Genomic DNA, 26,032 nt, shown 5'->3' on the forward strand with positions numbered 1-26,032 from the left:
ACTATATGTTAAAGAAATTAAAGCTTCAATACCCCGATGCCGTTGAAGAGCCCGATGCAGAAGCAGCTTTACAAGATTATTTCTGGGTCACCCTTCAGGAAGAAACGATCGGCATCCCTTTGAAAAGCTTAACTCCCCAAGAAAAACAACTGCTTTCAGCACTTTTTCACCCTTCAGCCTTGCCTTCCGGATTAAACGTATCTGTTGCACAGATGGCTTGGCACCAATACTTCAATGGAAAAGGGAAGCGGCCGCTGACCAGCTGGACGCATATTCGGCTTATTTATTTTTCTGCTGCCTCCTCTTCCTTTGCCGTCCGGAATTTTGAAGAAGCTATGCTCTCCTTCTTTGCCGAGGAAAGCCTAATCATCTGGGAGAATCCACAAGCCGGCTTCATTATCGAAAACCAGTCATTGGACGCTTTGCCCACCGGAGAACTGAATATGATTATCCAGGTTCTCGAAAGCGATTTTTTTGTTAAGATTCATCTGTTCGCAGGCATTTTCCATGCGATTTCCGACCCTTTGCCCCGCCACTATGAAATGGAGAAACGCTGTTTTTCCATCGCCCGGAAGCATGCTGCGGCCACACGCCTGCATTCTGTCAAAACTATTTTCCCTTATTTACTGCTGGAAGGCATACACGCCGATAAAGACTGGTTTGTAAAGGAAATCCTAGGGGATACAGCGAATGATAAGGAAATGATTCACACAATCAAAACGTATATTTCTTTAAACCGGAATGCCAGCTTAGCATCGAAACAGTTATTCATACACAGGAATAGCCTTCAATACCGAATCGACAAATTCAGTGAAAAAACCAATCTGGATATGAAGCAATTCTCTGATTCCTTGGTAGCTTACCTGGCCATCCTTCTGCTCGAGGACTGACAGCATAGTTCACAAAAGTGCAGAGGCATTTTTGTGCAACATTCACATTCCATTCATTTTTAATAAAGCATACGATTTTACTATAATAAATGACAAATGATTATGGAGGAATGACAGGATGGCTGAATTGCGTTTGGATCATGTATATAAAATGTACGATAATAAAGTAACGGCTGTTGAAGATTTCAACTTGCACATTGAAGATAAAGAATTCATTGTATTCGTCGGCCCTTCGGGGTGCGGAAAATCAACGACCTTGCGGATGATTGCAGGATTGGAGGAAATTTCGAAGGGCGATTTCTATATTGACGGAAAACGGGTCAACGATATTCCGCCGAAAGATCGCGATATCGCCATGGTATTCCAAAACTATGCCCTTTATCCGCATATGTCCGTTTTCGATAACATGGCGTTCGGATTGAAGCTTCGTAAAATGCCTAAAGATGAAATCAACCGCCGTGTACAGGAAGCCGCTAAAATCCTTGGCTTGGAAACGTACTTAAATCGGAAGCCTAAGGCACTTTCCGGCGGGCAGCGCCAGCGTGTGGCATTAGGCCGGGCGATTGTCCGCGATGCCAAAGTATTCCTGATGGACGAGCCGTTATCCAACCTGGATGCCAAGCTTCGCGTTACAATGCGCTCGGAAATCGCCAAACTGCATAAGCGCCTGAATACCACCACTATTTATGTAACGCATGACCAAACAGAAGCAATGACAATGGCAACCCGGCTTGTTGTCATGAAGGATGGCATCATCCAGCAAATCGGTTCCCCGAAAGAAGTTTACGAAAATCCGGAAAATGTATTTGTCGGCGGATTCATCGGTTCTCCATCCATGAACTTCCTGAACGGTACGTTGAAGGATGGTTATTTCCAATTCGAGACAACAAAAGTGACTGTACCGGAAGGAAAGATGGAAATGCTTCGCAATCAAGGATACTTGAATAAAGAATTGATCCTCGGCATCCGCCCGGAGGATTTCCATGATGATTCTCTTTTCATCCAATCCTCCCAGAATACGGCCATATCAGCCCATATCGATGTATCGGAACTGATGGGAGCAGAATTCATGCTGTATTCTTCAATCGATGGCCAAAGCTTTGTGGCCCGCGTCGATGCCCGTACAGTGGTGACAGCAGGACAGGTTCTTGAACTGGCTTTAAATATGGACCATGCCCACTTTTTCGATAAAGAGACTGAGGTGCGCATCCGATAAGCTTCCTTTCCCCTTGGCGCAAGCTTCCGAGGGGATTTTTCATACCTGCCATTCCTCCTACCGGACGCTATTCCACTTCCAGCTTAAACGTATAAAAAGCATCGCCGAGAGAGGTATTTTTATGTTTGTTATCCATCCACCAGACACTGTATACATACGTATAGATCCCTTTTTGGCCAGGGGCTTGAAAGGTTTGGCCGTTTTCCAGCTTTAGCTCCTCCTCCTTATTTTCTTCTACCATTTTAGTAAAATGGATCTCATCCGGCTTCGGCTCAAAGTCCATTTCGATAGAAACTCTTTCATTCGGTTCAACAGCCAAAGGCTTCTTATCCTTCAGTAGCTCATAAGGCCCTGCCGTGTCAGCGCAGACTCCCCTCCCCTTGCTTGACCAGCAATACGTTCCAAGCGTCGATTTCAGGCGGCCAGATTCCGCGGAAATAAGGACATCCGGCGGCTTTGCACCCGACAGTCCGTTTTCCGTTTTGGAACAGCCCACCAGTAAAAAAATGGCCGCCAACAAAATGGACAGCTTCTTCTTTTTCATCCATCCGCCTCCTTTACCACATAGACGTTCAAACTTCCGGCTAGGTTACGCTGATTGGGGATAAATAACAAAAAGCGCCCCCGCATGGCAGGAGGCACTTACCTTTTAATCGATTGGGATTTCAATTGTCTCTGTAACTGTATACTCTTCCCCGTTATGGCTAAAAGTGATCGCTTCGTTTTTCTTCGTTTGCTTTTCAACTTTCAGTGAATCTTTTGTAACCGTTACTTGTAAACGATCCCCTTTCCAGAAAATCGGGAAAGCCAGTTTTGACCAAGCTTCCGGAAGAGAGGGTACAATACGAAGCTTGCCATTCAACATTCTTACGCCGCCGAACCCATTCACGACACATTGCCAGATGCCGCCCAAGGCTGCGGCATGGATGCCGCGGTCACTCGTCTTCATATTAGGCCCCAAGTCGATGGCGCACGCTTGATTGAACAATTTATAGGCCATGTCTTTATCGCCCATATCCGAAGCCAGCACACAGTGTGTAGACAGGCTCAGAGAAGAATCATGCAATGTTTTTGGCTCATAGTATTCCCAGTTGGCCTTTTTGACATCCTGGCTGAACAAATCTTCAAGCAAGTAGAACAGTGCCATCATATCTGCTTGCTTTGATACCTGGATATTATTTACCTGTGTTAAGTTATAGTCTACGAACATTGAGCCGACATTGTCCTGATTTTTATATTTTTCCAGATTGATGACCTGTTTTGTTAGATACGTATCATCCTGCCCGATGACAAGGTCTTCCTTACGCGGCTGCGGCAAATAGACTTTATCCACTTTGCTTTCCCATTTTGCATAGGTGGCATCAAGGTCAAGTTTTTCATTCAGGCGGGCAAAAATTTCCGGCTTTTTTTCCTTCAGCATATGGTAATAGCCCATTGCATTCTTGATAGTCCAATGCGCCGTATAATTAGTGAACGCATTGTTATTGACGTGCTCCTTATATTCATCCGGTCCTACGACATTATTAATATGGTATTCTTGCTTCTCCTCGTTCCATTCCAGGCGTGACTGCCAGAATTTCGCTGTGTCCAGCAACAATTCATAGCCGTATTTCTCCATGAAATCTTCATCGCCAGTGATTTGATAATATTGCCATGCGGCAAAGGCAATATCGGATGTAATATGCTGTTCAATAAATCCGGACCAAATTTTTGTCGCCTCACCTGTGATAATATCGGCAGCTCCCCATACGGGTGTTACCTCTCCATCTTCCAGCCAAGCAGATTCCCAAGGGAACATTGCTCCTTCATAGCCATTTTTCTGCGCTTTTTCGTGGGCGCCAGGAAGAGTCAAGTAACGGTATTCCAGCAGGCTTCGTGCCACTTTAGGATGGCTGTAGATGAAATAAGGCAATACGAATAGTTCTGTATCCCAGAATGTATGGCCTTTATAGCCTTCTCCCGATAAACCTTTTGCCCCAACACTCATGCGGTTATCATGCGCAGGCGTAAAAACAGTCAAGTGATACTGTGCAAAGCGAATGGCCAGTTGGTCGAAGCCATTAGTGCTTTCAATAGTGATCGGGCAGGCATCCCACACGGTTTCTTTCCATGCTTTTGCATGATCCTCGAATAATGCCTTATATCCGATGCTACTAACTGTTTCTAACTGTTTTTTTGAATGGTCTTTCAAGTTGCCGATAGCCTCCGTATCTTTGTCTCTGCTTGTAAATACATTCGCTATTTTTTCGATAGCAAATGTTTCGCCCTTGGCAACTGGAATTTGATTGTAAGCATAATAGATTCTGCGGCGGTCCATCAGAATTAAACCCTCTGCTTCAAATGGCTGGCCGCCCTTTTCGAAGGTATGGGCCGTGTTCAGAGTAAAATCGATATTGCTTTCAGTCGTTGTTTGTACTAATTGCAAGATCTTCTTATCGTATAGGCGTTTTTCTCCCTCTTTAAAATGCTGTACGCCACTGTTGGATACTTGCGCATTAATGCCGGAGGTAATGCCGATTTCCGCATCTTGGCTTATTGGCGTTATTTCCACTCTTTGGGCAATGACATGCTTGTCTGCCAAAGAAATAAAACGGCGGAATGTTAATTGATATGTTTTATTGCTGTTGGACGTCCAGACCAAACTGCGCGTTAGTTCCGCTTCCTTCAGATTCAGTGAACGTTCATATGCAACGATCGTTCCTTGCTCCAAATTAAAGTCCTGGCCATCCAGTGTAATATCCATCCATAGGACATCTGCTGCATTTGGCAGCTCTGTTACTTCATTATCGGCAAATTTATTGAACGTTCCTGCAACGAATAGATTGCGTGTTTCGTCTCTGTTTTTTTCTTCTGCAGCGGCACGCTGGCCCATATAGCCATTCCCTAAGCAAAAAACAGCCTCTGCTTTCCCCACTAATTTCGGATGATAGGCGGATTCTGTAACAATCCAGTTTTCATGGGAATCTGTTCCGCGGTTGTATTGCATAATAGAAGTTGACATATTAAAACGTCCTTTCAAAAGGAATATATTTGATTCTCTTGATGTTTTCACCGTTCGTAAGTATGTAAATATTCCAAAAACATAAAAAATAGGCATTCCCACTCATTTTATCCGAAACGTTTCGTATAAACAAGGAGATATTTAATCTTAGGGTTTTTGTTATGTTAAACTTTAATAAAACCCTTAACGAATAAAACGTTTCGGAAATTTGAGAAATATGGTGATAAAGTGAATATCGTCGACCAGTTCGTTGCCAGCATCGGCTTTTCCGCCAAAAAGGTGGCCTCCTGGAGAAAGCAAAGCCTCTGGAAATCTTTCTTCTATGTGCTGCTCCTTATTCTGTTGTCAAATATATGCATATCAGGCTATGCCCTGTACAAAGGTGCGCAACAAAGCCTTTATGAACAAGCAAAACAATTACATCCGTTCAGCATTACAAAGGAAGGCCTGCATACAGAGGGGCCCCCACAGGCAATCACCCTCCCCCAAGTGGAAACAATCATAGTAATAGGGAGCGGCTCAGCTTCAGCCTTCCGCACAAATGGCATCAAAAATGTCATAGCACTCGGGGAGAAGCAATGGAGTTACGGGAGAATCGGTTTTCCGGGAGCAACATTCGATTATAGTTCTTTCCCGCTCCTAACAGGGAAAAACGGAGATAAACTAACAAGCGAAGAGGCTGTCTCATGGGCGGAAAAAATATCTCCCAAGGTGGCCTATTTCGCTCCCCTCTATCAGTATGCCAATGCAGCGATAGATCTCATCACCCATCTGGCAATTGTCAGTATGCTCGCCTTAGCCGGATTCGGCTTTAAAAAGTTTGTGAAGATCACTTACAGAGAAGCATGGACGATTACTGCTTATGGAATCAGCGCCCCTATTTTTGTGAAGACTGTATTTGAACTAATGGGCTTTGAAAGCAGCTTTTTCTTCTTGCTTTATTGGTGTGTTGTTGGTTTTTTTGCTTTGCGTACCATTCGGTCCATCGAAGAGGAAGCATAAAAAAAATACCGGCATGGCGCTATAAACATGCCGGCATTTTTTATGCACCGGAGGGAGGTGCTGTCGAATCTCTGACGATCAATTGATTATCCAATGTAACAATACATTCCGTTTCTTTTCCCTCGATGAATGACACCATCATTTCTGCAGCTTTTCTCCCCATTTCATATGGGTTTTGGGAAACCGTCGTCAGGCTTGGTGTCACATATTCCGATAACAAAATATTATCAAAACCGACTATTGATAATTGATCCGGAACCATGATGCCCAGTTCCCTCGCGGCCTTTATGACACCAAGCGCCATTACATCGCTCGCACAAAAGATGGCTGTTATTTCCGGATAGCCAAGCACTAGTGAAATAGCGCATTGTTTTGCCTTATCTTCATCAAAATCTCCATCGCAGACAAATTCCGGGCGAAAATCAACATCGCACTCTTCCAATGCCTCCTTATATCCCTTCAGCCGTTCAATACTGACATGGGCAGAATCATGGCCGTTGATGAATGCAATATTCCGATGGCCCATTCGGCATAAATATTTGGTCGCTTGTTTGGCACTTTCAGATTGATTGGTAGTGACATAGCCGGCGTTGGGTGAACTGGCCGGTATGTCGATTAGAACACATGGCTTGCAGCTTTTTTTCGCCTCCAGCAAGTAAGGATCATCTATTTTTAATCCTTGGATGATGATCCCGTCCAAATTCCGTTCATTATACAATTGTTGATACGTTTTATTCCTTTGTTTGGAGCTCGTCGTAGTCAGCATGACCAATTCATACTCCAAATGCTGCAAGTAATCCATCGCACCGCACAACGTTTGGAACATAAAATTATCCTTAATGCCGGATCTTTTCAAATCTGTAATCAGAAAGCCGACCGTATGGCTTGTTTTCATTACAAGGCTGCGCGCCAGCATATTAGGCGTGTAGCCCAATTGTTTAGCTGCTTCCTGAATTTTTCTCCTTGTGTTTTCATTGACATCCAAATAACCGTTCAATGCTCTGGATACCGTTGTTGTAGAAAAGCCAGTAGCTTTCGAAACATCCTTTATAGTTGCCAACAACTTTCTCTCCTCACGAATAGTTCATCTTTTTGTGCCATTTTATATCATACTTATTTAATAAAATTTTTGTACTATTTTTATTATAAGTGTTTTCTGTTTTTTTCTCAAAAAGAAGCACCTTATCCCGAAACGTTTTGGATATTATATATTAAAAATAAACAATATATACAATTTACAAATAATAAGCATTGATTTAATAACTCTCAATGTTTAAAATTTAGTAGACAATATATCCAAAACGTTTTCATAAAGTAATGGTTATACATCTTGAGGAGGCTAATACAACATGAAAAAGTTCATCAAACCAGCTGTTGCAGCCATGGCATCTGCTATGTTGCTCGCTACCGCTGGCTGCAGTTCGGACGGCAACAAAGAAAAGGCATCAGCCGATGAAAAAGCAAAAACAATTACAGTCGGATCGTGGAAAGGTTCCGAAGCGGAAGTTGCCACCTACGATCAATTGCTAGAAGCTTTTACTAAAAAGACAGGCATCAAAGTTAAAAAGCGGATTTATAACGATTATGCTACTCAGCTACAAACAGATTTAATCGGCGGAACAGCGCCAGACGTGTTCTATGTGGACGTATCTGAAGCCCCTGCACTGATTGAACAAGGTGTTCTTGAGCCCCTTGACTCTTATATTGATAAAACAAAAGACTTCGATAGCGAAGATTTTTATAAACCTGCCTACGACGGATTTAAAGGAACGGATAAAAAGCAATATGGTATTCCGAAGGATAACTCCACTCTAGGTTTATTCTATAACGAGACATTGTTGAAACAAGCTGGCGTTGATCCTTCAACACTCCCTACCGAAGCAACAGAGTGGCCGGAATTCCTGAAAAACCTGCAATCGAAGCTGCCTAAAGGAAAACAAGCCTTTGTTTCCTCTCCTGAATTGTCCCGCCATATGCATGTATTGCAAGTGAACGGAACAAAAATTGTAGATAAGGACGGATATGCTGTTCTTTCCAAGAGCAATCAATTGGAATATCTTCAGATGTACGTCGATGCCTATAAAAATAAAACGATCAACAGCGCAAAAGATTTAGGGCAGGGTAACTCCGGGGATTCTTTCGGCGTTGAAGCTGCCGCTATCATGCTTGAAGGAAACTGGGGCGTCGCTAACCTGCAGCAAAACTTCCCCGACGTAAAATTCGGAACAGCTGAACACCCAACGATCGGCGGCAAAAAAGCATCAATGATGTTCACGGTTTCATACTCTATGAACGCCCATTCCGATAAAAAAGAGGCTGCCTGGGAATTCATCAAGTACGTAACCGGCACTGAAGGAATGAAATTGTGGGCTGAAGGCGCCGGTGTAATCCCAAGCCGCACATCTGTCACTGAAGATATGAATCTAAAAGACAACGCATTGATGGCGCCATTCATCGCTGCCGCCGACTATGCTACTACATGGCAGAATGGCCCTACGCTGCCGATCATCATGCGTGAATACAACAATATGCTTCCGGCAGCACTTAAAGGTGAAATGTCATTGAAGGAAGCTATGAAAAAAGCAGAAGCATCTGCCAATAAAGATATTAAAACGCAAATCAAAAACTGATAGTCAACAACCGTCATACTCGTACGGTCTTAGAAAAGAGCTAAAACATAAAAGGCGCCTTCTTACATATCAATGTCCGGAAGGCGCCTTTTACAAATACACGAAAGGAGCCAGATGAATGGCAAAAGAATCACGATCTTCCAACCAGTCTCCGATAGAGCCATTAAAGAAAAAGGGCTCTAAAAAAAAATACCGTGAAGCTCTGACAGGCTACGGATTCATGCTACCAGCAGTCATAATCATGCTTATCTTCACTTTGATCCCTATCTTTTACTCACTCTTCTTATCATTTACGAAAGTAAATTTAATTGGCGGTATCAATTTTGATTGGGTAGGCCTTAAAAACTACAGTAATGCATTGAACGATGAACGCGTATGGATTGCACTGAAAAATACCCTTCGCTATGTCATCATCGTTGTTCCATGCCAAACGATCATTGCCTTGCTGATTGCCGCAGTCTTGAATTCAGGCGTTAAATTCCAGAATACGTTCAGGACGATTTTCTTCCTGCCGACATTGACTTCCAGTTCGGCTTTGACGATGATTTTCATGTTCCTATTCAGCCTGAACGGCCCTTTCAACAATATCCTTGTCAGCATGGGAATGATTGATGCGCCCATTAACTTTATTAACGAAACAGAATTCGCTTTAAACACGATCATGGTGATGAATATCTGGTCAACTGTTCCATTCTTTATGACTATTTATTTGGCAGGCCTGCAGGATATCCCTCACTCTCTATACGAAGCAGCCGATATCGATGGTGCAAATGCATGGCAAAAATTAATAAAGATTACCGTTCCTAACCTAACACCTGTAACAAACTATGTCCTATTGATGGGCATCATCGGATGTTTCCAATTATTCGACCAAGCCTATATTATTTCCGGAGGCAGCGGCGGACCGAACAACGCTACTTTGACCTTCTCGCTGATTATCTATCAATATGCCTTTAAGACGATGGGAACAATGGGGTATTCTGCAGCGCTTGCCATCATCTTAACCATCCTAATCTTTGTGGTTTCCATGATTGCACGTAGAGTAAATCGCGAAGAGTCGCATTATTAAGGAGTGACACCTATGAAAAAGTTTAAATGGTCGAGAGCCATCCTATATGCCATTCTTGTCATATATGCTCTTGTAACGCTCTATCCGTTTCTATGGGCAGTAATGGCAGCCTTCAAGCCTTACAAGGAAATTGTGGCAGGCGGTTTGAATATACTGCCACAGGAAGGCACACTGGATAACTTCAAATATATCTTTACAAAGGACCCGCTATTCGTGAAATGGATCTTCAATTCCTTCATCATTGCGGGCATCGGAACAATCGTCAATATCATCATCAACACCATGTCCGGATATGCGTTGGCCCGGCTTCGCTTCCCTGGGCGCAACTATATTTTCATTCTGATTTTAGTGGTCATGATGGTACCGGCGCAAATTTTATTAATACCAAACTACTTGATTATGAAATCACTTGGATTGCTTGATACATACAGTGCCCTGATCCTGCCGGGCGCCATCAATTTTGCCTACATCTTCATGATGCGCCAATTCTTCATCAATTTCCCGAAAGAAGTCGAAGAAGCGGCACAAGTCGATGGTCTGAACAGATTCCAAACATTTTTCAAAATCGTTTTCCCGATGGCGCGCCCATCAATCGCCACTCAAGGTGTATTTGTATTCCTTGGTTTCTGGAATGAATTCCTAAAGCCGCTCCTGTACATTTCTTCTCCGGAAAAATATACATTGACGCTCGGACTGCAAACATTCCAAAGCCAAAACCTGACACAGTGGAACTACATAATGGCGGCCTCCGTCATATCCATCGTCCCAATCATCATCCTATACATCCTGCTGAACAAATACTTCATGCAAGGCTTCAGAATAGGCGGGGACAAATAGAAAAGCGAAAGGCGTCTGCTTAGCCCCGACAAGCTTAAGGCAAAACACTGACAAAGGCTGCCCTTTGCCTTTGACAGTGGTTTGACTTAAGACCTCGAGGGGCTGGCGCCTGTAGCCGGATCATGAAAAGCCGGTACCGGTGGCTCTTTTTCCAAAGAAAAAGAGTCAGTATAATCTAGTAATATACCAAGGAAAGAAGGAAACCCATTGAATAAGCTAGAAGCTGTCATTTTTGATTTGGATGGTGTCATCACAGATACTGCAGAATTTCATTTCCTTGCCTGGCAAAAGCTCGGGAAGGATTTAAATATCCCGTTCGACCGGGAATTCAATGAAACATTGAAAGGGGTCAGCCGGACGGAATCCTTGGAGCGTATTCTGGCATTTGGCAACAGGCAGGATGATTTTTCTCCAGCAGAAAAGGAAGCGCTCGCTGTAAGGAAGAATAATCATTACGTAGAACTGATTGCTCATATCACTGCCGAGGATTTGCTTCCAGGCATCGGGCATTTTTTAATTGATTTAAAGAAAGCCGGGTTGAAGACCGGTATGGCGTCAGCTTCAAAGAATGCATTTAAGGTGACAGAAAGACTGGGCGTACAGCATCTGTTCGACTACATTGTCGATGCCGCAGCTGTTACCCATTCCAAGCCTCATCCGGAAGTATTCCTGAAGGCAGCAGAAGGTCTTGGCGTTTCTCCGGAAAACTGTATTGGTATAGAAGATGCACAAGCCGGAGTAGAAGCCATCAACTCCGCTGGCATGCTGGCGATCGGCGTTGGCGACCAGAAAGCGCTGAAACATGCGGCTCATGTCGTATCTTCGACTGACCAACTGACTCTTAATCTAGTAAAAAGCATTTTCGATAAGTGCTAAATGAAGCACACGCAGCAAAAGGCTCAGCAAAGCACGCTCTGTTCGTGATTATTTTGACGGGCCTTTTCTTCTGCACGATTACCTTATAGGAGGGACGTCCGCATGACTTGGACACTGACATCCGCAAAACTATCCCAAAAGGACTTATTGCAGGAAGAAAGCTTATTTTTTCTCGGCAACGGTTATTTAGGGGTCCGCGGCAATTTTGAAGAAGGCTATCAAGACGATTTTACGAGTATCAGAGGAACTTATATCAATGCGTTTCATGAAGTGACAGAGATTACACACGGTGAAAAATTGTATGGTTTTCCTGAATCACAGCAAAAGCTGGTCAATATTACAGACGCACAGACAATTTCCCTCAGCATCGATGGGGAATCCTTTTCTTTATTCGACGGCGATGTCCTTTCCTATGAACGGAAATTGCATATGGATAAAGGCTATGCAGAGCGCTTGATCAACTGGCGTTCCCCTAAAGGCCATGAACTGAAGCTGGCCTTTAGGCGCGCTGTATCCTTCGATGTAAAAGAACTATTCGCTATTCAAGTAACCATTGAACCAATTAACTATCACGGCGAGATCACGATTACCTCTACCATTAATGGAGATGTTGAAAACTTCACCGATCCTACTGATCCACGTGTTGCATCCGGCCATGCAAAACGCCTGCATGTCATTGGGGCATCAGAAGAAAACGGCGTTTGCTCGATTATCAATGAAACATACGTGTCCAAACTGCGGACTGCTTGTACAGCAACCTATTCAGTAGATGCCGAGCATTCACTGCTTCATCAAGTCCAGGAAAAACAAATTACAACAACATGCTCTTTCATGCTGACTAAGCCGGTCGTCTTCACTAAGTGGATGGCTTACACAGACACCCTGCGCCACGGGGATCAACTACTTGATAAAGCGGTAAAAGCCCTGCATGCATTCACCCATTTTGAAGGACTTCTGGATGCGCAGAAAGCCTATTTGGCGGATTTCTGGAAGCATGCCGACATTATCATCGGCGGCGATGCCAGCCTGCAGGAAGGCATACGCTTCAACCTATATCATCTGCTGCAATCCGCCGGCCGCGATATGCATTCCAATATAGCTGCCAAGGGATTATCAGGAGAAGGATATGAAGGGCATTATTTTTGGGATACCGAAATTTACATGCTGCCGGTCTTCCTGCTGACAAAACCGGAGCTGGCCAAAAATTTATTACTATACCGCTACCATATATTAGATGGAGCGCGTGAGCATGCAAAAATAATGGGACATTCAAAAGGGGCATTGTTCCCATGGCGTACAATTTCCGGAACCGAATGCTCCGCTTATTACCCTTCAGGCTCAGCCCAGTATCACATCAGCGCAGACGTGGCATACAGCTACATTCAATATTACTTGGCCACAAAGGACATTGAATTCATGAAGCAATACGGTGCGGAAATGCTGTTTGAAACGGCACGCCTATGGGCGGATGCGGGGCATTTTATCGATAACCGATTTGTCATCAACGATGTAACAGGTCCCGATGAATATACATGCGTAGTCAACAATAATTACTATACAAACGCCATGGCGAAGCACAATCTAAAATGGGCTGCCGCTATCTATCGCAACCTTGCAGAAAGCGATGCTGAAAGCCTTCAGGCAGTTACAGAAAAAATCGGCATGCTTCCGGAAGAAGCGGCGGAGTGGCAGAAAGCGGCCGATCTGATGTTCCTTCCTTATGATAAGGAGAAGGATGTGAACCCTCAGGATGATAGCTTCTTCCAAAAAGCAGTCTGGGATTTTGAACATACACCTAAAGAGAAGTACCCATTATTGCTTCATTACCATCCGCTAGCGTTATACCGCTATCAAGTATGTAAACAAGCGGATACAGTCCTTGGGCATTTCCTGCTGGAAGATGAACAAGATTTCAGTACAATCAAACATTCATATGATTATTATGAAAAAATCACTACGCATGATTCCTCGCTGTCGCATTGTGTTTTCAGCATCATGGCCTCCAAAGTGGGATACCGGGACAAAGCGTATGATTATTTCATCGAAACAGCACGGCTTGATTTGGATAATACGCACGGCAATACAAAAGACGGACTTCATATGGCCAATATGGGCGGAACATGGATGGCCATCGTCTATGGGTTTGCAGGCCTGCGCATTAAAGAAACAGGATTAGACATCTCCCCCGCCCTTCCCGAACAATGGAGCGACTATTGCTTCACCACTAGGTATCAAGGCTGCCTTCTTGCCATTACAGTGAACCAATCTTCCTTGAGACTGCAATTAGTTGAAGGAAAAAGCTTATCTATAAGGGTTTACGGGAAACCCGTACAAATTACAGCAGAGCAGCCGGTCGAGCTGCCCGTACAGTCTTAGTCCAGAAACGAGCGGATACCAGCCACTATGGCTGGTATTTTTTATTTCTGTTCTTTTTGGTTTGGCTTAAGGAATAAATACAGGTATGCTTTTGTATAAAGAAAACGGTAAAGAAGGTAAGAACTATTATGTCCGCTATTCTAGTCGTACTGATCATCCTTATCGTCTATTATCCCTTGACCGGAGATAGATCCATTTTAAAAACAGCGATTCCCATACTGGCCGGATTACTCGTGTTCCACTTCTCTCCTTTTGTTTTATCCTACTTTCAGATAAGCGAGAGTGTAAAGTTCACCATCCGTTTTTTACTGTTGGCCATATGTTTGGCCATCTCTTTTGCTCTTATTAAGAGATACATGAAATAGAAACTGAAAAAAACACCTTATCCGTAAGCCTGCAGACTTTTGGATAAGGTGTTTTTGGGTTTTATATTTTTTTAACGAACTCAGACTTTAGCTTCATCGCTCCGAATCCATCGATCTTACAATCAATATCATGGTCGCCATCCACTAAACGGATGCTTTTCACTTTTGTGCCTTGCTTCAGGACAGATGAACTTCCTTTTACTTTCAAATCTTTAATGACTGTTACAGCATCGCCGTCATTCAAGATGTTTCCATTCGCATCCTTGACAACCTTTTGGTCCTCATTCTGCTCCGCTTCAGCTGTTGCTGACCATTCATGGGCGCATTCAGGGCAAACCAGCAGGCTTCCGTCTTCATATGTGTATTCTGAACTACATTTTGGGCAATTAGGCAATTCTTGCATCGTTCACATTCCTCAATTCATTTTTATTATATAATAATCCAGTCTCATTCCCTTTTGAACAAGCCACATGGATTTCCAGCGTAACATTCAATTATTAGTTTGGATAACAACAAAAAATCCACATATAACAAACTGATCAATAGGAAAAAACACGACTATTTATTATTATAATATAATTTATGAACCTTTTCCTATTCGTTTACCCATCCATTTTTTCCAAAGAGCTGCCACCTATTATTCTGAAGGGAAACATTCCACTATAAAAAGGGGATTTAAGGCATATGTATCCTTAGGAACACATTTTTAATTGGAAATTGTTATTTTCTTTTCAACAATTCCTTCTTTCGATAACGATGCAAAGTAGGCGTTTCCACCCTTTGTAAAAAATCCAACCGTACCCCCATACTGCCATCTAAATGAATCCTTTATCGTATCTTTCAACTCAATTTTTTGAGTTGTAGCGGAAATAACCATAAACCCAGATGAAGCCTTCGGATAAATAAGGGTCGCCACTCCATTCTTCACCTGGACGGCAGGCTTTGCCTCCCGAATGAATCCTGGCAATCCTGTCTTGGAAGCAAGGACTTTTCCATCTGCACCGATAAGGTACATAAATCCTTTTTGATCAGGAGTTGTACCGGCGATCATATATGCATCGAGCAGGTCAATGTAAGTGACATCATACGTATAATAAGCGACTTTTTTATGCAAGACTTTAGGTGCGGAAACGAATTGGTTCGTTTCCGGGTCATAGACTGCGTACATCAGTTGGGCATATTCCTGGCCGCCTACATATCTTTGCCAGACTAATGCTGTATTTTCCTTAGAGGCAGCAATGATTGGCCACCACTCTCTGTTCTTCCCGGATGTGAGTTTTTTCCCGTACAAAATCTTCCCTTCTGAGGATAAAGTGGTGACCAGGACATCTTTTCCTGAGCCAAGATCGTTCACACCGCCGCCATCGACCCAATCATCGGACCAGAACACAACATGGCGGTTCTTGACTGAAACTCCATGCCCGGAATGTCCTCCATCTTTAATGGTCTGTGGGTACGGTTTGATGACATTGAAATCCTGATCATATATGACATATCGTTGTGCCACTTCATTTTCAGCATTATTGCCGTCTTCAAATGTCAGCATAATATGCCCGTCCTCTGTCATTCCCCCGCTCACCGGCTCCTGTGCCTCCGGTTCATCAATCAAGGTCCTTGGCGATTCAATCTTTGGTTCTTTGCTATCCAGTGCTGCCTCGTACACATTATGATTCCAGCTGCCATCATCCTTTTCAGTATCTTCTTTTGGATGTGAACCAGACCAAATAAGATGATAGTTCCCCCCCTTGTTGGGAATTAAATCGATTCCATGCATATATTCACGAAGATCTTCATCTTCATCATATTGTTGGCGTTCATTTACATTCGACAGGCTACTGACCTTATAGACCGTTTTCGTTGCTTGCTTCCCTTCCGTCTCGTCCGGATTGCATGCAATCAGTACAGCGCTCGTTAGAAGCGTTATGCCCAAAAGCAGCGGCCAACCTTTTATAATTCTCATCGATAGTCTCCTCTGTATTTTTTACCTTTATTGTAAATGCTGTCCAACTAAATTGATATAAAAATAAGCTTACAACGCTACCTCAGCTCTCGGCACAATCAACACGTTTGTTAGGAATTTACGATTAGAAAGCTTTGACTTCCAGGATAAAATAAGGTAAATTACATATGTAACGAACATTTTTAAAAAGTAATTACTATAACGTTCGTATTTAGAGGTGGATAAAATGAGAAAAGTATTTGATTACGAAGATATTCAATTAATCCCGGCCAAATGCATTGTCAACAGCCGTTCTGAATGTGATACAAGTGTTACTCTTGGCAAGCATACGTTTAAATTGCCTGTCGTACCAGCCAACATGCAAACCATCATTGATGACCGAATTGCTATTTACTTAGCTGAAAACGGTTACTTTTATATCATGCATCGCTTCAATCCGGAAACACGCATGTCTTTTATAAAAGATATGCACGAACGCAGCTTGATCGCTTCGATCAGTGTCGGTGTGAAGGAAGAAGAATACGAATTCGTCAAACAACTGGCAGAGGAAAAAGTAATCCCTGAATATATTACAATCGATATTGCCCATGGGCATTCGAATGCGGTCATACGAATGATTCAGCATATCAAACACCATTTGCCTGAAAGCTTCGTTATTGCAGGAAATGTAGGGACACCTGAAGCAGTCAGGGAATTAGAAAATGCAGGTGCCGATGCAACAAAAGTGGGAATCGGACCAGGAAAAGTCTGCATCACCAAAATCAAAACCGGATTCGGTACAGGAGGCTGGCAGTTAGCTGCCCTGCGCCTATGCTCAAAAGCAGCGACAAAACCCATTATTGCTGATGGGGGCATCCGAACACACGGAGATATCGCCAAATCTGTCCGCTTTGGCGCATCCATGGTGATGATCGGCTCCCTATTCGCTGGCCATGAGGAATCTCCTGGCGAAACCATCGAAAAAGACGGCAAGCTCTATAAAGAATATTTTGGTTCAGCTTCCGAGTTCCAAAAAGGCGAGAAAAAAAATGTGGAAGGCAAAAAGATGTATGTTGAGCATAAAGGCCCTTTAGAGGACACATTGAAAGAAATGGAACAAGATCTTCAATCCTCCATTTCTTATGCAGGCGGAAACAAACTCGACGCCATCCGCAAAGTCGATTATGTAGTCGTAAAGAACTCCATCTTCAATGGCGATAAAATATTTTAATTGACGTGAAGAAAGGCGGCCAGGAACCATTAACAGGGTTCTTGTCCGCCTTCTTTTTGGTGCCTTATAAGAAACAGAATGAGGTTTTATTTATACATTGGCTTCTTCCTGTTGGTTGAACTTTTGGACAAGCTGGTCTATAAGGCTTACTGCAATCATAGTCAAAATGTTAAGAAGAACGATAAACAATCCGATATTAATATCTTGCAATCGATCAGGGAGTGCGGGGAATAATGTAGCTGTCGTTGCACTTGATATACCTACATAGATAGCGACAAGAATGCCTACAATCATGCCGCTGATCGCTCCTGATTTCGTTATAAAATTATTCTTGGTTAATGAACAGTATAGTGCAGGAGCCAGTTGTGTAATGAAATTATAGCTCATCAAGAAAAGGAGATTCAGAGCACCGCTTGAATGCAGGGCTAAATACAAACTAATGATGGCGAGCAAAATGGTAAAATTTCGTGCTACTTTACCCAAATGCTTATCAGACGTATTTTTGGCATAGGCGGCATATATATTTTTGGTCAGCATGGAAGAGGCCGCAATCAAGTAAACGGAACAAGGAACTAACGCCCCCAATAAGCCGATTGCACCGACGACACCGACAAACCATGGATTAAACGTCTGTATAATGAGGTTAACCAATGCCAAATCGCTCTGTCCTGCAACCAATCCCGGTATGACCAATAGGGCAGTAAAGCCGACCATGCAGGCAAATAGCTGCATAAGGGAATAGAGAGGCAATAGCATCGTATTTTTCCGTAATGCTTTATCGCTTTTAGCTGAAAAAGTAGATAAAAATGAGTTCGGCCACATAAAGAAGCCGATTGTATTTAAAATAATCGTCGATATAAACCAAATGGTACTCGCCCCAGTATGCTTCAAGGTCAAAATATCAGGGGCGGATTCGCTCAGCTGCTTAAATACAGGCGAAATCCCTCCACTGTAATGAAAGGGGATGTAAATTCCTAAAAACACTAATACACCGAATGTCATTACATCCTTTACAAGCGCAACTCTTGAAGAACCATGCAGACCGGATATCAATGTATAGATTACGACGGCTATTACCCCGCCCCAAATGGCTACAGTGGGGGATATCGCCCCGAATGAGGCAACAGAAACGATCAATCCAAGCCCCTTAAGCGCAATAACCATCATAGGGACCATCGATACGACACCGACAATCGTTACAATCTTACCAAGCAAAGGACTGTCATACTTTGACATGAAAAAATCGGCCTGCGATAACAGTTTATGTTTTTTGCTATAGCGGCGGATAGCCGGCAAAATCCAGAAACCTACGATACAACCGAGAGCAATATACGACATAATGTAATAAGCAGACGGCCCTCCTGAATAGGCCAAGCCGACAAGCCCTGTTAACGTGAATGTCGTAAAGAATTCTCCAGCGAGCAGGAAGAAAGTGATGATAGTGCCCATACTGCGACCGCCGAGCGCCCATTGTTCAATTCCACTTCCCTGCCCCCTGCTGGACTTCAACGCCCAATATATACTCAATAATAGAAAAAAAACAATAACAATTACTGCCGTATTCATTCATTTTCCTCCTCTGGCAAACGGCCATCCAATTTATAAAGAATGGTTAAAATGACTGATGTCAATATGACCCAAAGGACAATCCAAAAATGCAAAAATGGCAGACCAAGGACAAATGGTTCTATACGGTTTGCGAATTCAAGGCCGCCTATCAACCCGATAAAAGGCAAAATGGCCAGTAAATAATATCCCTTCATAACCGATCCCTCCTGAATTTACTGTACAACTGTTCCAGTCAAATTTTTTATGAATTGTTCCATCCGATTGAGCCCTTCCTCCAGATTTTCCATCGAGCATGCGTACGATATGCGGATATAACCTTCCCCGTAATCAGAAAAAGCATTGCCGGGGATGACGGCCACTTTTCCTTCTTTAATAAGCCTATTTGTAAATTGATTAGAGCTTAAGCCTGTCTTATCAATAGAGATGAATAGATAGAAAGCTCCATCCGGCCGAATAATATCTAATCCCATATCCGTTATACGGCCAACTATATAATCGCGCCTTACTTCGTATTCCCGCCTCATGGCATCCACCTCCGGCAAATCCCTCTCCAAGGCAGCCAAGGCCGCATATTGGCTCAGCGAACTGGCACAGACACAGTTGAATACGTGCACCTTCAGCATTTCTGCAGTGAGATAGCTGGGAGCCAGTGTAAATCCAAGGCGCCAGCCTGTCATAGCATGAGATTTAGAGAGGCCGTTGATGATGATGGTTTTTTCTTTCATTTCCGGAAAGGCTGCGATCGATCGATGTTTTTTTCCATAGGTCAGCTCACTATATATCTCATCTGATACAATGAAAATTTCCTTGTCTGACAGAAGATCGGCAATATCCTTTAATTCCTCCTCATCCAATAGGCTGCCGCCCGGATTGGATGGATAAGGGAGAACGATGCATTTTGTCCGTTCGGTGATTTTTTCCTCAATCATTTTTGCTGTCATCTTAAATCGATTTTCCCTTGTGTCCACAAAGACAGGCTCAGCATTGCATAATCGGATGAGCGGTTCATAGCCGGGATAAATAGGTGCAGGAAGAATCACTTCATCTCCTTCCTCTAAAATCGTTCTAAAGGCAATATCCAATGCTTCACTTGCTCCGGTTGTAATCAAAATTTCATCTTCTGCCCGATAATGCAGCTGATAGCGTCTAGCCATATAATCAGAAACTGCTTGCCGGAGCTGCAATAGCCCGGCATTATGCGTATAGCCTGTCAACTGCCCATCGAGCGCTGCCTTGCCGGCCTCGATGATTGGTTGAGGAGTGGCAAAATCGGGCTGGCCGATGGTAAAATTAATAATGCTTGGATCATCGGCCACCCTGTTAGCTACATCGCGAATGCCTGAAATCTTAATGCCCTTTACACGTTTGTTGATTAAATGGTCCATCTATTCAACCCCTTTTCATAGTGTCATAGCTTATCTAGCAACTATTATGCCAATAAGAAAAACCCTATAAATGTAAGCATTTACATAGACAGGGTCTCTATTTTCTGATTCTAAATAGATTCATAGAGTCTTTTGCAGAGCATTCTGTGTACATCACAATGGAGTTTTTCTAATTGCTGTGCTAAAGGGGAAAAAACCGATTCATAAACGAATCAGTTTTCATTTATTTAAAAATTCAGATATACTATTCTAATAAAAATAAATCAGGTAAAGGACTGCATGTGATGAATGCCAAACTGCTTCATGATCTTAATGAACATTTTATGTTTGACGTATTAAATTCCTTGGAAGATGGCATTTGGATTCTGGATAAGGACGGCAATGTTTTATGGGTCAACGATCAGGTAAAGGAATCGTTTAAGGAAATCACTGATACGGAATTACTGGCAGACAATGTAATGGACATGGAAGAACGAGGCATCTTTTTCCCTTCCATCGCAAGGCTGGTTATCGAGCACAGAAATTTTGTCAGCACTGTCCAGGTTACGAAAAATAACGTTATTTTGCTCGTATCAGGAAACTATATCCCTGATGAAAATGGACATATCAAATATATTATCACCCATGCGCGTGAGCTCAGCAAAACGTTAAAAGCGACCATCGAACCGGAAAAAACGGAAGCTCTCCTGCAGCAATACAGACAGCAAATGAAACAAGTCATTCTGCAAAAATACCGTGAAACCGACGATCATCTAATCGGACAAAGCAAGGCAGTAATGACGATGTTTGATTGGATCGAGAAAGTGGCAGATGTCGATACGACCATACTCCTAACCGGCGAAACAGGTGTCGGAAAAAGTACGGTCGCCCATAAAATACACCAACTGGGCAATCGGAATAACCAGCCTTTTATCCATTTGAACTGCGGGGCAATTCCTGAAACCTTATTGGAATCAGAGCTGTTCGGCTATAAGAAGGGAGCCTTCACCGGAGCCAGCCATAATGGAAAGCCCGGACTCATCGCAGCCGCAAACCGCGGAACGCTCTTTTTGGATGAAATCGCCGAGTTTCCTTTGCGCCTTCAAGTGAAGCTTCTGCAATTTCTACAGAATAAGACGTATTTACCGCTGGGAGATTCTAAGCTAAGAAAAGCAGATGTCCGTATAATCGCTGCTACTAATGCCAGTCTTCAAGATCGTGTAAAGGAAGGCAGCTTCAGGGCCGATCTCTTTTATCGTCTCAATATCCTGCCCTTTACCATCCCTCCGCTCAGGGAGCATAAAGAGGACATTATACCGCTGGTGCATTTTTATTTACAGAAATACAATCAGAAATACGGAAAGATCCATACGCTATCTGAAAAGCTAATCAATGCCTTATATAATCATAGGTGGGAAGGCAATATCCGCGAGTTAGAAAACCTATTGGAGCGCCTTGTCATTACGACCGAACAGCGGGAAATAACTTTAACTGATTTACCAAAGGAGTTCGATCTGGAAACAGAGGAACTCGAAGAAGCGGTAGAGGAGATAACGGGCACATTGCCGGAGCAGTTGGAAAAAATCGAAAAAAATAGGATTATGAATACATACAAAGAACTGCAGAGTACCAGAAAGACCGCACAAAAACTGGGCGTCTCCCAATCCTATATTATCCGCCGCCTTAAAAAATATAATTTAACGATTACACAGGATAAAGAGCTGGTGGAAGAACTCCATGCAGATTAGTCCTAACAAAAAAAAGCGAATAAACGGCTTAAGCCTATGTTCGCTTTTTTACGAATACATATCCCGTTTGTCCTCTGGCATGTCATTATATACTCTAAAGGTATTTTTTCCGCTATGTTTGGCATAATATAAGGCTTTATCTGCATAAGAAATGACTTCTTCCGACCGTTGCAGCTGAGATGTGTTTATATAGGCGCCCAAGCTGATCGTAACCACTTCCCCATTTTTATTACTGAGGAACTCGATTTTTTCCTGTTCGATAGCCCGTACGATTTGGCTGGACAATAAGTGGATTTCATCACTTGATTTATCATGGAATACGATTAAAAATTCTTCCCCTCCGTACCTGCCGATTCTTCCACCGTTTGCACCGACAAGATTCTTCATCACGTGTGCGGCCCTTTCCAGACATTTATCTCCTTCAACATGGCCATATGTATCATTATAGAGCTTGAAATTATCGATATCGACGACCATGCAGCATACCAAATGGCCGGGCTTCTTAAGCCAGGTATGCATACACTCAATAATTGATTTTCGATTAGGAATATTGGTCAGAAAATCATTGTATGCAAAATAATTCAATTTGGCATTTTGTGTCTCGATCATCCTCTTTTTCCTATAGTCTTTATAGGCTTCATTATTGCAATACCGGACAATAATATTGGCAATAATGACCATATAGAAGGAGTTGACCGTTTCAGCCCAAAAAAGCTTAGAAGGCAAATCAGGTATAAAAACCAATAGCATCAAAAAAATAGTGAAACTGATGAAATGAATGGTCCAATGAACCAAAGATGGTATACGTACCCCAACTGAATTTAGTAATACAATTTGCATAAAGATATAGGAGGACAAGCCAGTCCTCACATCTAAAGCGGCAAATACAGCGCTCCACACTGAAATAAACAAAACATATCCATATTGTATACTCTTCATTCTCTTGATCTGTTGAGTGGAAAAATGAAATACCCCCAGAAAAAGAATAGCCCCTGCAATAGCTGAAAGATATACATACAAATAATAATCCGGAATCTCAGGCAATTTAAAGTCGGCGGAAAAATAAAAGCCTGCCATCATAATGCTTTCTAACAGGAGCACCATGATGGCAACAATCAATAAAAATTTTCTATTCTTCGCAAGGCGAAATTGCCAAAAGTCATGGTCATGCATAATTGCCGGGTCTGTAAGGATCTTGGATCGTAAACCTTTCATGGCATCACCCATTTTTCATTTTTATATTTTTTAGTATATCACAATAACTTTCTGAAAATTTATATCAATGGGCTGTATACTAAAAAAGAAGCCTTATCGGAAGGCTCCTCATTTTGGATTAAAAAATCGTGAAATCCCATTTTCTTGCGATATGCCGCAATAATTGCACCCCTGCGACACTGTTTCCGATTTCATCTATAGCTGGGCCATAAATGCCGATGCCGCAGCCATCTGGAAAAGGAGTTCCCTGGGACTTGACGCTTGGGGGAATAGCCGCCAAAATGCCGCCGGACACGCCGCTTTTAGCTGGTACACCCACAAATGCGGCGAACTTGCCGGATGCATTATACATGCCGCAGGTTACCATCAACGCCTTTGTCAACCGGGCTAATTCCTTCGAAAAAATCTTTTCCTTCCGTACAGGATGATATCCATCCAGTGCCAGGACTAACCCAATCATAGCAATTTCCTCTGAATTCACCTCGATGGAACATTGCTTTAAATACACTTCCAATGCTTCTTCAACAGAGCCTTCCAGGAATCCGGTCTCCTTCAAGTAGTGGGCCAATGCACGGTTTCGATGGGCCGTGTGCCATTCCGACTGGAATACTTCTTCGTTTACCTTCGGCCGCTTCCCTACTATCTTTTCGATAAAGGTACAGATTGCTTCCACTTTATCCGTAGGCGTTTCACCCACTAGCATGGATGAAACCGTAATGGCACCGGCATTGATCATCGGATTGAACGGTCTTCCCGGATTATGCATTTCCAGACGGACAATCGAATTGAACGCATCGCCTGTCGGTTCAACATCCACTCTTTCCAATACATATGGAATCCCATGCTCCATGCAAGCTACAATAAAGCTGATGATCTTCGATATGCTTTGTAACGTATAGGGAGCTTCCCAATCCCCTGCTTTCACAACTGTACCGTCTGCGCCGATCATGCAAATACCTAATTGTGATGAATCTGCCCTTTTTAAAGCTGGTATATAAGAAGCGCACTGCCCTTGATCCGTATAGGATTTATATTGTTCCACCCACTCTTCTATACGCTCGATGCCATCCGGTCTTGTCTGTTCCATTACATCTTTCAATTCTCCCATATCGTCTCTTCCTTTCAATTTAGGGAAAATAAATGATGAGAACCTAAGGATCCTCACCATTCACTAATGATCTGTATATTGGCATGCTGCCTAGTTTACGCAGCACGGCTGATTTTCATATTGTCTAAGCTCGTAAAAACACTCCATTATTATTACCCATTAAGTTGATAATACGCCACAGATTATCTGTTCGTAAAGGAGGGATAAAAATGGAAAAAGAGGATTGCTATATTTGGGCCACACAAAAAAACAGCTCTAATGGCTGCTTTTTGGTACACACTCTTTATTGCTTATCCTTTTTATCCACTACCACATGTGTAAATGTACTTCCCGTGACATCCACATCAAATGCCTGGCCGAAGCCAACCACATACCGGCCTGCCCGTGGATTCAGCTCGAACAAAGAGAAATCCAATCCTCGCAGCAGATCCATCATCGCCTTGCCGTGGTCTTTTTCAAACCTAGCAAAGATTTCTCCATGCCCTTCATTCCCGATATTTTCTGTTGTGCACTGAAATCGTACGCGTTCTAGAGCGAATTTATTTTGGGCGCCTTTCTCATCAGCAATCATCATAATATGAATGAATTCGTTACTTTCTATAAACCGGTAATGATCCGAGATTCTGCTGATATATATATAGAACTTGCCGTTTAATTGAATATAAGGTGTGTAACTGATGAAGGGGTCTCCGTTTCCATCTTTGCTGCTGATTACCAAAGTTTTGCATGCATCCATAAAGCTGGCATACTGCTCTTTCTTTTGCTCGATATCGATTTGCTTTTTCATTTCTTTTTTTCCTCCTCTTATTGAATCGGCACAGGAGATATGCCGATAATATGAATCTGCGGCTTTCCATGCCTATAATGGGAATCAATTTCACATTCTACCCCATATATCCGGCGAATCATCTCTTTTGTCATGACTTCTTCCGGAGTTCCATAATGTTTCACAGCCCCTTTTGACAGGACACATATTTTATCACTATAGATGCTTGCCTGATTCAAATCATGCAGCACCATTACAACGGTCGTCTGTAATTCTTTGTTTACGGCATGGACCAATTCAAGCAGCTGGAGCTGATGGGCAATATCCAGATAGGTTGTCGGTTCATCAAGCATCAATATTTTCGGCCTTTGCGCCAATGACATCGCTATCCATGCCCTCTGCGCTTCCCCTCCGGATAGTGATGCTACTGAACGGCTTCTAAGCGGCTTCAAGCCTGTTTTTTCGATTGCCCAATCCACAATTTCTGTATCTTCCTCGTTTGGGCGTTCATACCATTTTTTATGGGGAAGTCTGCCGTATTTCACCAAATCCTCCACTGTTAAATCCGCAGGCGGTTCATTGGACTGAAAGAGGACACTCAACAACTGGGAAATTGGTTTACTTTTTAATGATTGCAAATCCTTCCCATCCAAGAAAACCGTATTTTTCTCCACAGAGATCAATCTGGACATCGCCTTCAAAGCTGTCGATTTACCTGAACCATTTGGCCCGATAATCGAAACGATTTCTCCCTTTTGAACATGCATTGAAAAATGATCTAAGATCTTTTTTTGGTCAAGAGTGATATTCAATGATTGTACCTTCAACAA

The 26,032-nt window shown here is 42.9% G+C and carries 22 protein-coding genes; 10 read left to right on the top strand and 12 right to left on the bottom strand.

The genetic code is table 11. The features are described 5' to 3' along the window. Window positions 1-5: 5 nt before the first annotated feature. Window positions 6-890 carry a PucR family transcriptional regulator gene (locus tag ABC357_RS20215; RefSeq protein ID WP_412889376.1) on the top strand — a complete coding sequence of 295 codons (885 nt, stop codon included), beginning with the start codon at window positions 6-8 and terminating at the stop codon, window positions 888-890. A 118-nt stretch (window positions 891-1,008) separates the two neighbouring features. Next, on the top strand, window positions 1,009-2,106 hold the full coding sequence (locus tag ABC357_RS20220) for an ABC transporter ATP-binding protein (RefSeq protein WP_412889377.1): 1,098 nt from the start codon (window positions 1,009-1,011) through the stop codon (window positions 2,104-2,106). A gap of 67 nt (window positions 2,107-2,173) precedes the next feature. Here the strand turns inward: ABC357_RS20220 and ABC357_RS20225 are convergent, their stop codons facing one another. After that, on the bottom strand, window positions 2,174-2,650 hold the full coding sequence (locus tag ABC357_RS20225; protein ID WP_412889378.1) for a hypothetical protein: 477 nt from the start codon (window positions 2,648-2,650) through the stop codon (window positions 2,174-2,176). 105 nt (window positions 2,651-2,755) lie between these two features. Beyond that, a complete protein-coding gene (locus tag ABC357_RS20230) occupies window positions 2,756-5,107 on the bottom strand; it encodes a glycoside hydrolase family 65 protein (RefSeq protein ID WP_412889379.1) in 2,352 nt (783 codons plus the stop codon). A gap of 228 nt (window positions 5,108-5,335) precedes the next feature. Between ABC357_RS20230 and ABC357_RS20235 the strand changes: the two genes are divergently transcribed. Next, window positions 5,336-6,109: a DUF1189 family protein gene (locus tag ABC357_RS20235; RefSeq protein WP_412889380.1), complete on the top strand. Its 774-nt coding sequence runs from the start codon at window positions 5,336-5,338 to the stop codon at window positions 6,107-6,109. Window positions 6,110-6,149: 40 nt separating this feature from the next. Here the strand turns inward: ABC357_RS20235 and ABC357_RS20240 are convergent, their stop codons facing one another. Continuing rightward, window positions 6,150-7,169 (bottom strand): LacI family DNA-binding transcriptional regulator, encoded by a 1,020-nt coding sequence (locus tag ABC357_RS20240; protein ID WP_412889381.1) that lies wholly within the window; start codon window positions 7,167-7,169, stop codon window positions 6,150-6,152. A 289-nt stretch (window positions 7,170-7,458) separates the two neighbouring features. On the opposite strand from ABC357_RS20240, the gene ABC357_RS20245 reads away from it, so the two are divergent. The 5 genes from ABC357_RS20245 (at window position 7,459) to ABC357_RS20265 (ending at window position 13,897) form a co-directional block, all read left to right on the top strand. Continuing rightward, complete coding sequence (locus tag ABC357_RS20245) at window positions 7,459-8,739, top strand: ABC transporter substrate-binding protein (RefSeq protein WP_412889382.1); 1,281 nt, start codon at window positions 7,459-7,461, stop codon at window positions 8,737-8,739. Window positions 8,740-8,857: 118 nt separating this feature from the next. Further along, entirely contained in the window at window positions 8,858-9,808 is a 951-nt protein-coding gene (locus tag ABC357_RS20250) for a carbohydrate ABC transporter permease (RefSeq protein ID WP_412889383.1), read from the top strand. 12 nt (window positions 9,809-9,820) lie between these two features. Then, on the top strand, window positions 9,821-10,645 hold the full coding sequence (locus ABC357_RS20255) for a carbohydrate ABC transporter permease (RefSeq protein ID WP_412889384.1): 825 nt from the start codon (window positions 9,821-9,823) through the stop codon (window positions 10,643-10,645). 207 nt (window positions 10,646-10,852) lie between these two features. Beyond that, window positions 10,853-11,521, top strand: a complete 669-nt coding sequence (gene pgmB / locus ABC357_RS20260; protein WP_412889385.1) for a beta-phosphoglucomutase — start codon at window positions 10,853-10,855, stop codon at window positions 11,519-11,521. A 102-nt stretch (window positions 11,522-11,623) separates the two neighbouring features. After that, window positions 11,624-13,897 carry a glycoside hydrolase family 65 protein gene (locus tag ABC357_RS20265; protein ID WP_412889386.1) on the top strand — a complete coding sequence of 758 codons (2,274 nt, stop codon included), beginning with the start codon at window positions 11,624-11,626 and terminating at the stop codon, window positions 13,895-13,897. Window positions 13,898-14,323: 426 nt separating this feature from the next. Here the strand turns inward: ABC357_RS20265 and ABC357_RS20270 are convergent, their stop codons facing one another. Together ABC357_RS20270 and ABC357_RS20275 are read right to left on the bottom strand one after the other, a co-directional pair. Continuing rightward, the gene (locus tag ABC357_RS20270) at window positions 14,324-14,665 is read right to left on the bottom strand and encodes a zinc ribbon domain-containing protein YjdM (protein ID WP_412889387.1); all 342 of its coding nucleotides are present in this window, start codon (window positions 14,663-14,665) and stop codon (window positions 14,324-14,326) included. Between the two features lie 303 nt (window positions 14,666-14,968). After that, a complete protein-coding gene (locus tag ABC357_RS20275) occupies window positions 14,969-16,222 on the bottom strand; it encodes a hypothetical protein (protein ID WP_412889388.1) in 1,254 nt (417 codons plus the stop codon). 226 nt (window positions 16,223-16,448) lie between these two features. Here ABC357_RS20275 and guaC point away from each other — a divergent pair, with 226 nt between their 5' ends. Then, entirely contained in the window at window positions 16,449-17,432 is a 984-nt protein-coding gene (gene guaC / locus ABC357_RS20280; RefSeq protein ID WP_412889389.1) for a GMP reductase, read from the top strand. 90 nt (window positions 17,433-17,522) lie between these two features. Here guaC and ABC357_RS20285 read toward each other — a convergent pair whose 3' ends face one another. From ABC357_RS20285 to ABC357_RS20295, 3 genes are read right to left on the bottom strand one after another with little or no spacing between them, the layout of a single operon-like run. After that, entirely contained in the window at window positions 17,523-18,998 is a 1,476-nt protein-coding gene (locus ABC357_RS20285; protein ID WP_412889390.1) for a sodium:solute symporter family protein, read from the bottom strand. Then, window positions 18,995-19,195, bottom strand: a complete 201-nt coding sequence (locus ABC357_RS20290) for a DUF3311 domain-containing protein (RefSeq protein WP_412889391.1) — start codon at window positions 19,193-19,195, stop codon at window positions 18,995-18,997. Before ABC357_RS20290 ends, ABC357_RS20285 begins: the two co-directional genes overlap by 4 nt. Window positions 19,196-19,213: 18 nt before the next feature. Continuing rightward, a complete protein-coding gene (locus ABC357_RS20295) occupies window positions 19,214-20,386 on the bottom strand; it encodes an aminotransferase A (RefSeq protein ID WP_412889392.1) in 1,173 nt (390 codons plus the stop codon). Between the two features lie 284 nt (window positions 20,387-20,670). On the opposite strand from ABC357_RS20295, the gene ABC357_RS20300 reads away from it, so the two are divergent. Continuing rightward, window positions 20,671-22,113 carry a sigma-54 interaction domain-containing protein gene (locus ABC357_RS20300; RefSeq protein WP_412889393.1) on the top strand — a complete coding sequence of 481 codons (1,443 nt, stop codon included), beginning with the start codon at window positions 20,671-20,673 and terminating at the stop codon, window positions 22,111-22,113. Window positions 22,114-22,161: 48 nt separating this feature from the next. On the opposite strand, the gene ABC357_RS20305 is transcribed toward ABC357_RS20300, so the two are convergent. The 4 genes from ABC357_RS20305 to ABC357_RS20320 all read right to left on the bottom strand — a co-directional run bounded on the left by ABC357_RS20305 (window position 22,162) and on the right by ABC357_RS20320 (window position 26,032). Then, a complete protein-coding gene (locus ABC357_RS20305) occupies window positions 22,162-23,328 on the bottom strand; it encodes a GGDEF domain-containing protein (RefSeq protein ID WP_412889394.1) in 1,167 nt (388 codons plus the stop codon). Window positions 23,329-23,446: 118 nt separating this feature from the next. Then, the gene (locus tag ABC357_RS20310) at window positions 23,447-24,436 is read right to left on the bottom strand and encodes a glutaminase (RefSeq protein WP_412889395.1); all 990 of its coding nucleotides are present in this window, start codon (window positions 24,434-24,436) and stop codon (window positions 23,447-23,449) included. 283 nt (window positions 24,437-24,719) lie between these two features. After that, on the bottom strand, window positions 24,720-25,223 hold the full coding sequence (locus ABC357_RS20315; protein ID WP_412889396.1) for a HugZ family pyridoxamine 5'-phosphate oxidase: 504 nt from the start codon (window positions 25,221-25,223) through the stop codon (window positions 24,720-24,722). A gap of 17 nt (window positions 25,224-25,240) precedes the next feature. Then, entirely contained in the window at window positions 25,241-26,032 is a 792-nt protein-coding gene (locus ABC357_RS20320; RefSeq protein WP_412889397.1) for an ABC transporter ATP-binding protein, read from the bottom strand.

The organism is Bacillus kalamii, from assembly GCF_047238185.1.
GTDB lineage: Bacteria > Bacillota > Bacilli > Bacillales > DSM-1321 > Bacillus_AD.

Coding starts and splice junctions, on each gene's coding strand:
- ABC357_RS20215 (WP_412889376.1), top strand. CDS start 6: ATGTTAAAGAAATTAAAGCTTCAATACCCCGATGCCGTTGAAGAGCCC.
- ABC357_RS20220 (WP_412889377.1), top strand. CDS start 1,009: ATGGCTGAATTGCGTTTGGATCATGTATATAAAATGTACGATAATAAA.
- ABC357_RS20225 (WP_412889378.1), bottom strand. CDS start 2,650: ATGAAAAAGAAGAAGCTGTCCATTTTGTTGGCGGCCATTTTTTTACTG.
- ABC357_RS20230 (WP_412889379.1), bottom strand. CDS start 5,107: ATGTCAACTTCTATTATGCAATACAACCGCGGAACAGATTCCCATGAA.
- ABC357_RS20245 (WP_412889382.1), top strand. CDS start 7,459: ATGAAAAAGTTCATCAAACCAGCTGTTGCAGCCATGGCATCTGCTATG.
- ABC357_RS20250 (WP_412889383.1), top strand. CDS start 8,858: ATGGCAAAAGAATCACGATCTTCCAACCAGTCTCCGATAGAGCCATTA.
- ABC357_RS20255 (WP_412889384.1), top strand. CDS start 9,821: ATGAAAAAGTTTAAATGGTCGAGAGCCATCCTATATGCCATTCTTGTC.
- ABC357_RS20265 (WP_412889386.1), top strand. CDS start 11,624: ATGACTTGGACACTGACATCCGCAAAACTATCCCAAAAGGACTTATTG.
- ABC357_RS20270 (WP_412889387.1), bottom strand. CDS start 14,665: ATGCAAGAATTGCCTAATTGCCCAAAATGTAGTTCAGAATACACATAT.
- ABC357_RS20275 (WP_412889388.1), bottom strand. CDS start 16,222: ATGAGAATTATAAAAGGTTGGCCGCTGCTTTTGGGCATAACGCTTCTA.
- guaC (WP_412889389.1), top strand. CDS start 16,449: ATGAGAAAAGTATTTGATTACGAAGATATTCAATTAATCCCGGCCAAA.
- ABC357_RS20285 (WP_412889390.1), bottom strand. CDS start 18,998: ATGAATACGGCAGTAATTGTTATTGTTTTTTTTCTATTATTGAGTATA.
- ABC357_RS20290 (WP_412889391.1), bottom strand. CDS start 19,195: ATGAAGGGATATTATTTACTGGCCATTTTGCCTTTTATCGGGTTGATA.
- ABC357_RS20295 (WP_412889392.1), bottom strand. CDS start 20,386: ATGGACCATTTAATCAACAAACGTGTAAAGGGCATTAAGATTTCAGGC.
- ABC357_RS20300 (WP_412889393.1), top strand. CDS start 20,671: ATGAATGCCAAACTGCTTCATGATCTTAATGAACATTTTATGTTTGAC.
- ABC357_RS20305 (WP_412889394.1), bottom strand. CDS start 23,328: ATGAAAGGTTTACGATCCAAGATCCTTACAGACCCGGCAATTATGCAT.
- ABC357_RS20310 (WP_412889395.1), bottom strand. CDS start 24,436: ATGGGAGAATTGAAAGATGTAATGGAACAGACAAGACCGGATGGCATC.
- ABC357_RS20315 (WP_412889396.1), bottom strand. CDS start 25,223: ATGAAAAAGCAAATCGATATCGAGCAAAAGAAAGAGCAGTATGCCAGC.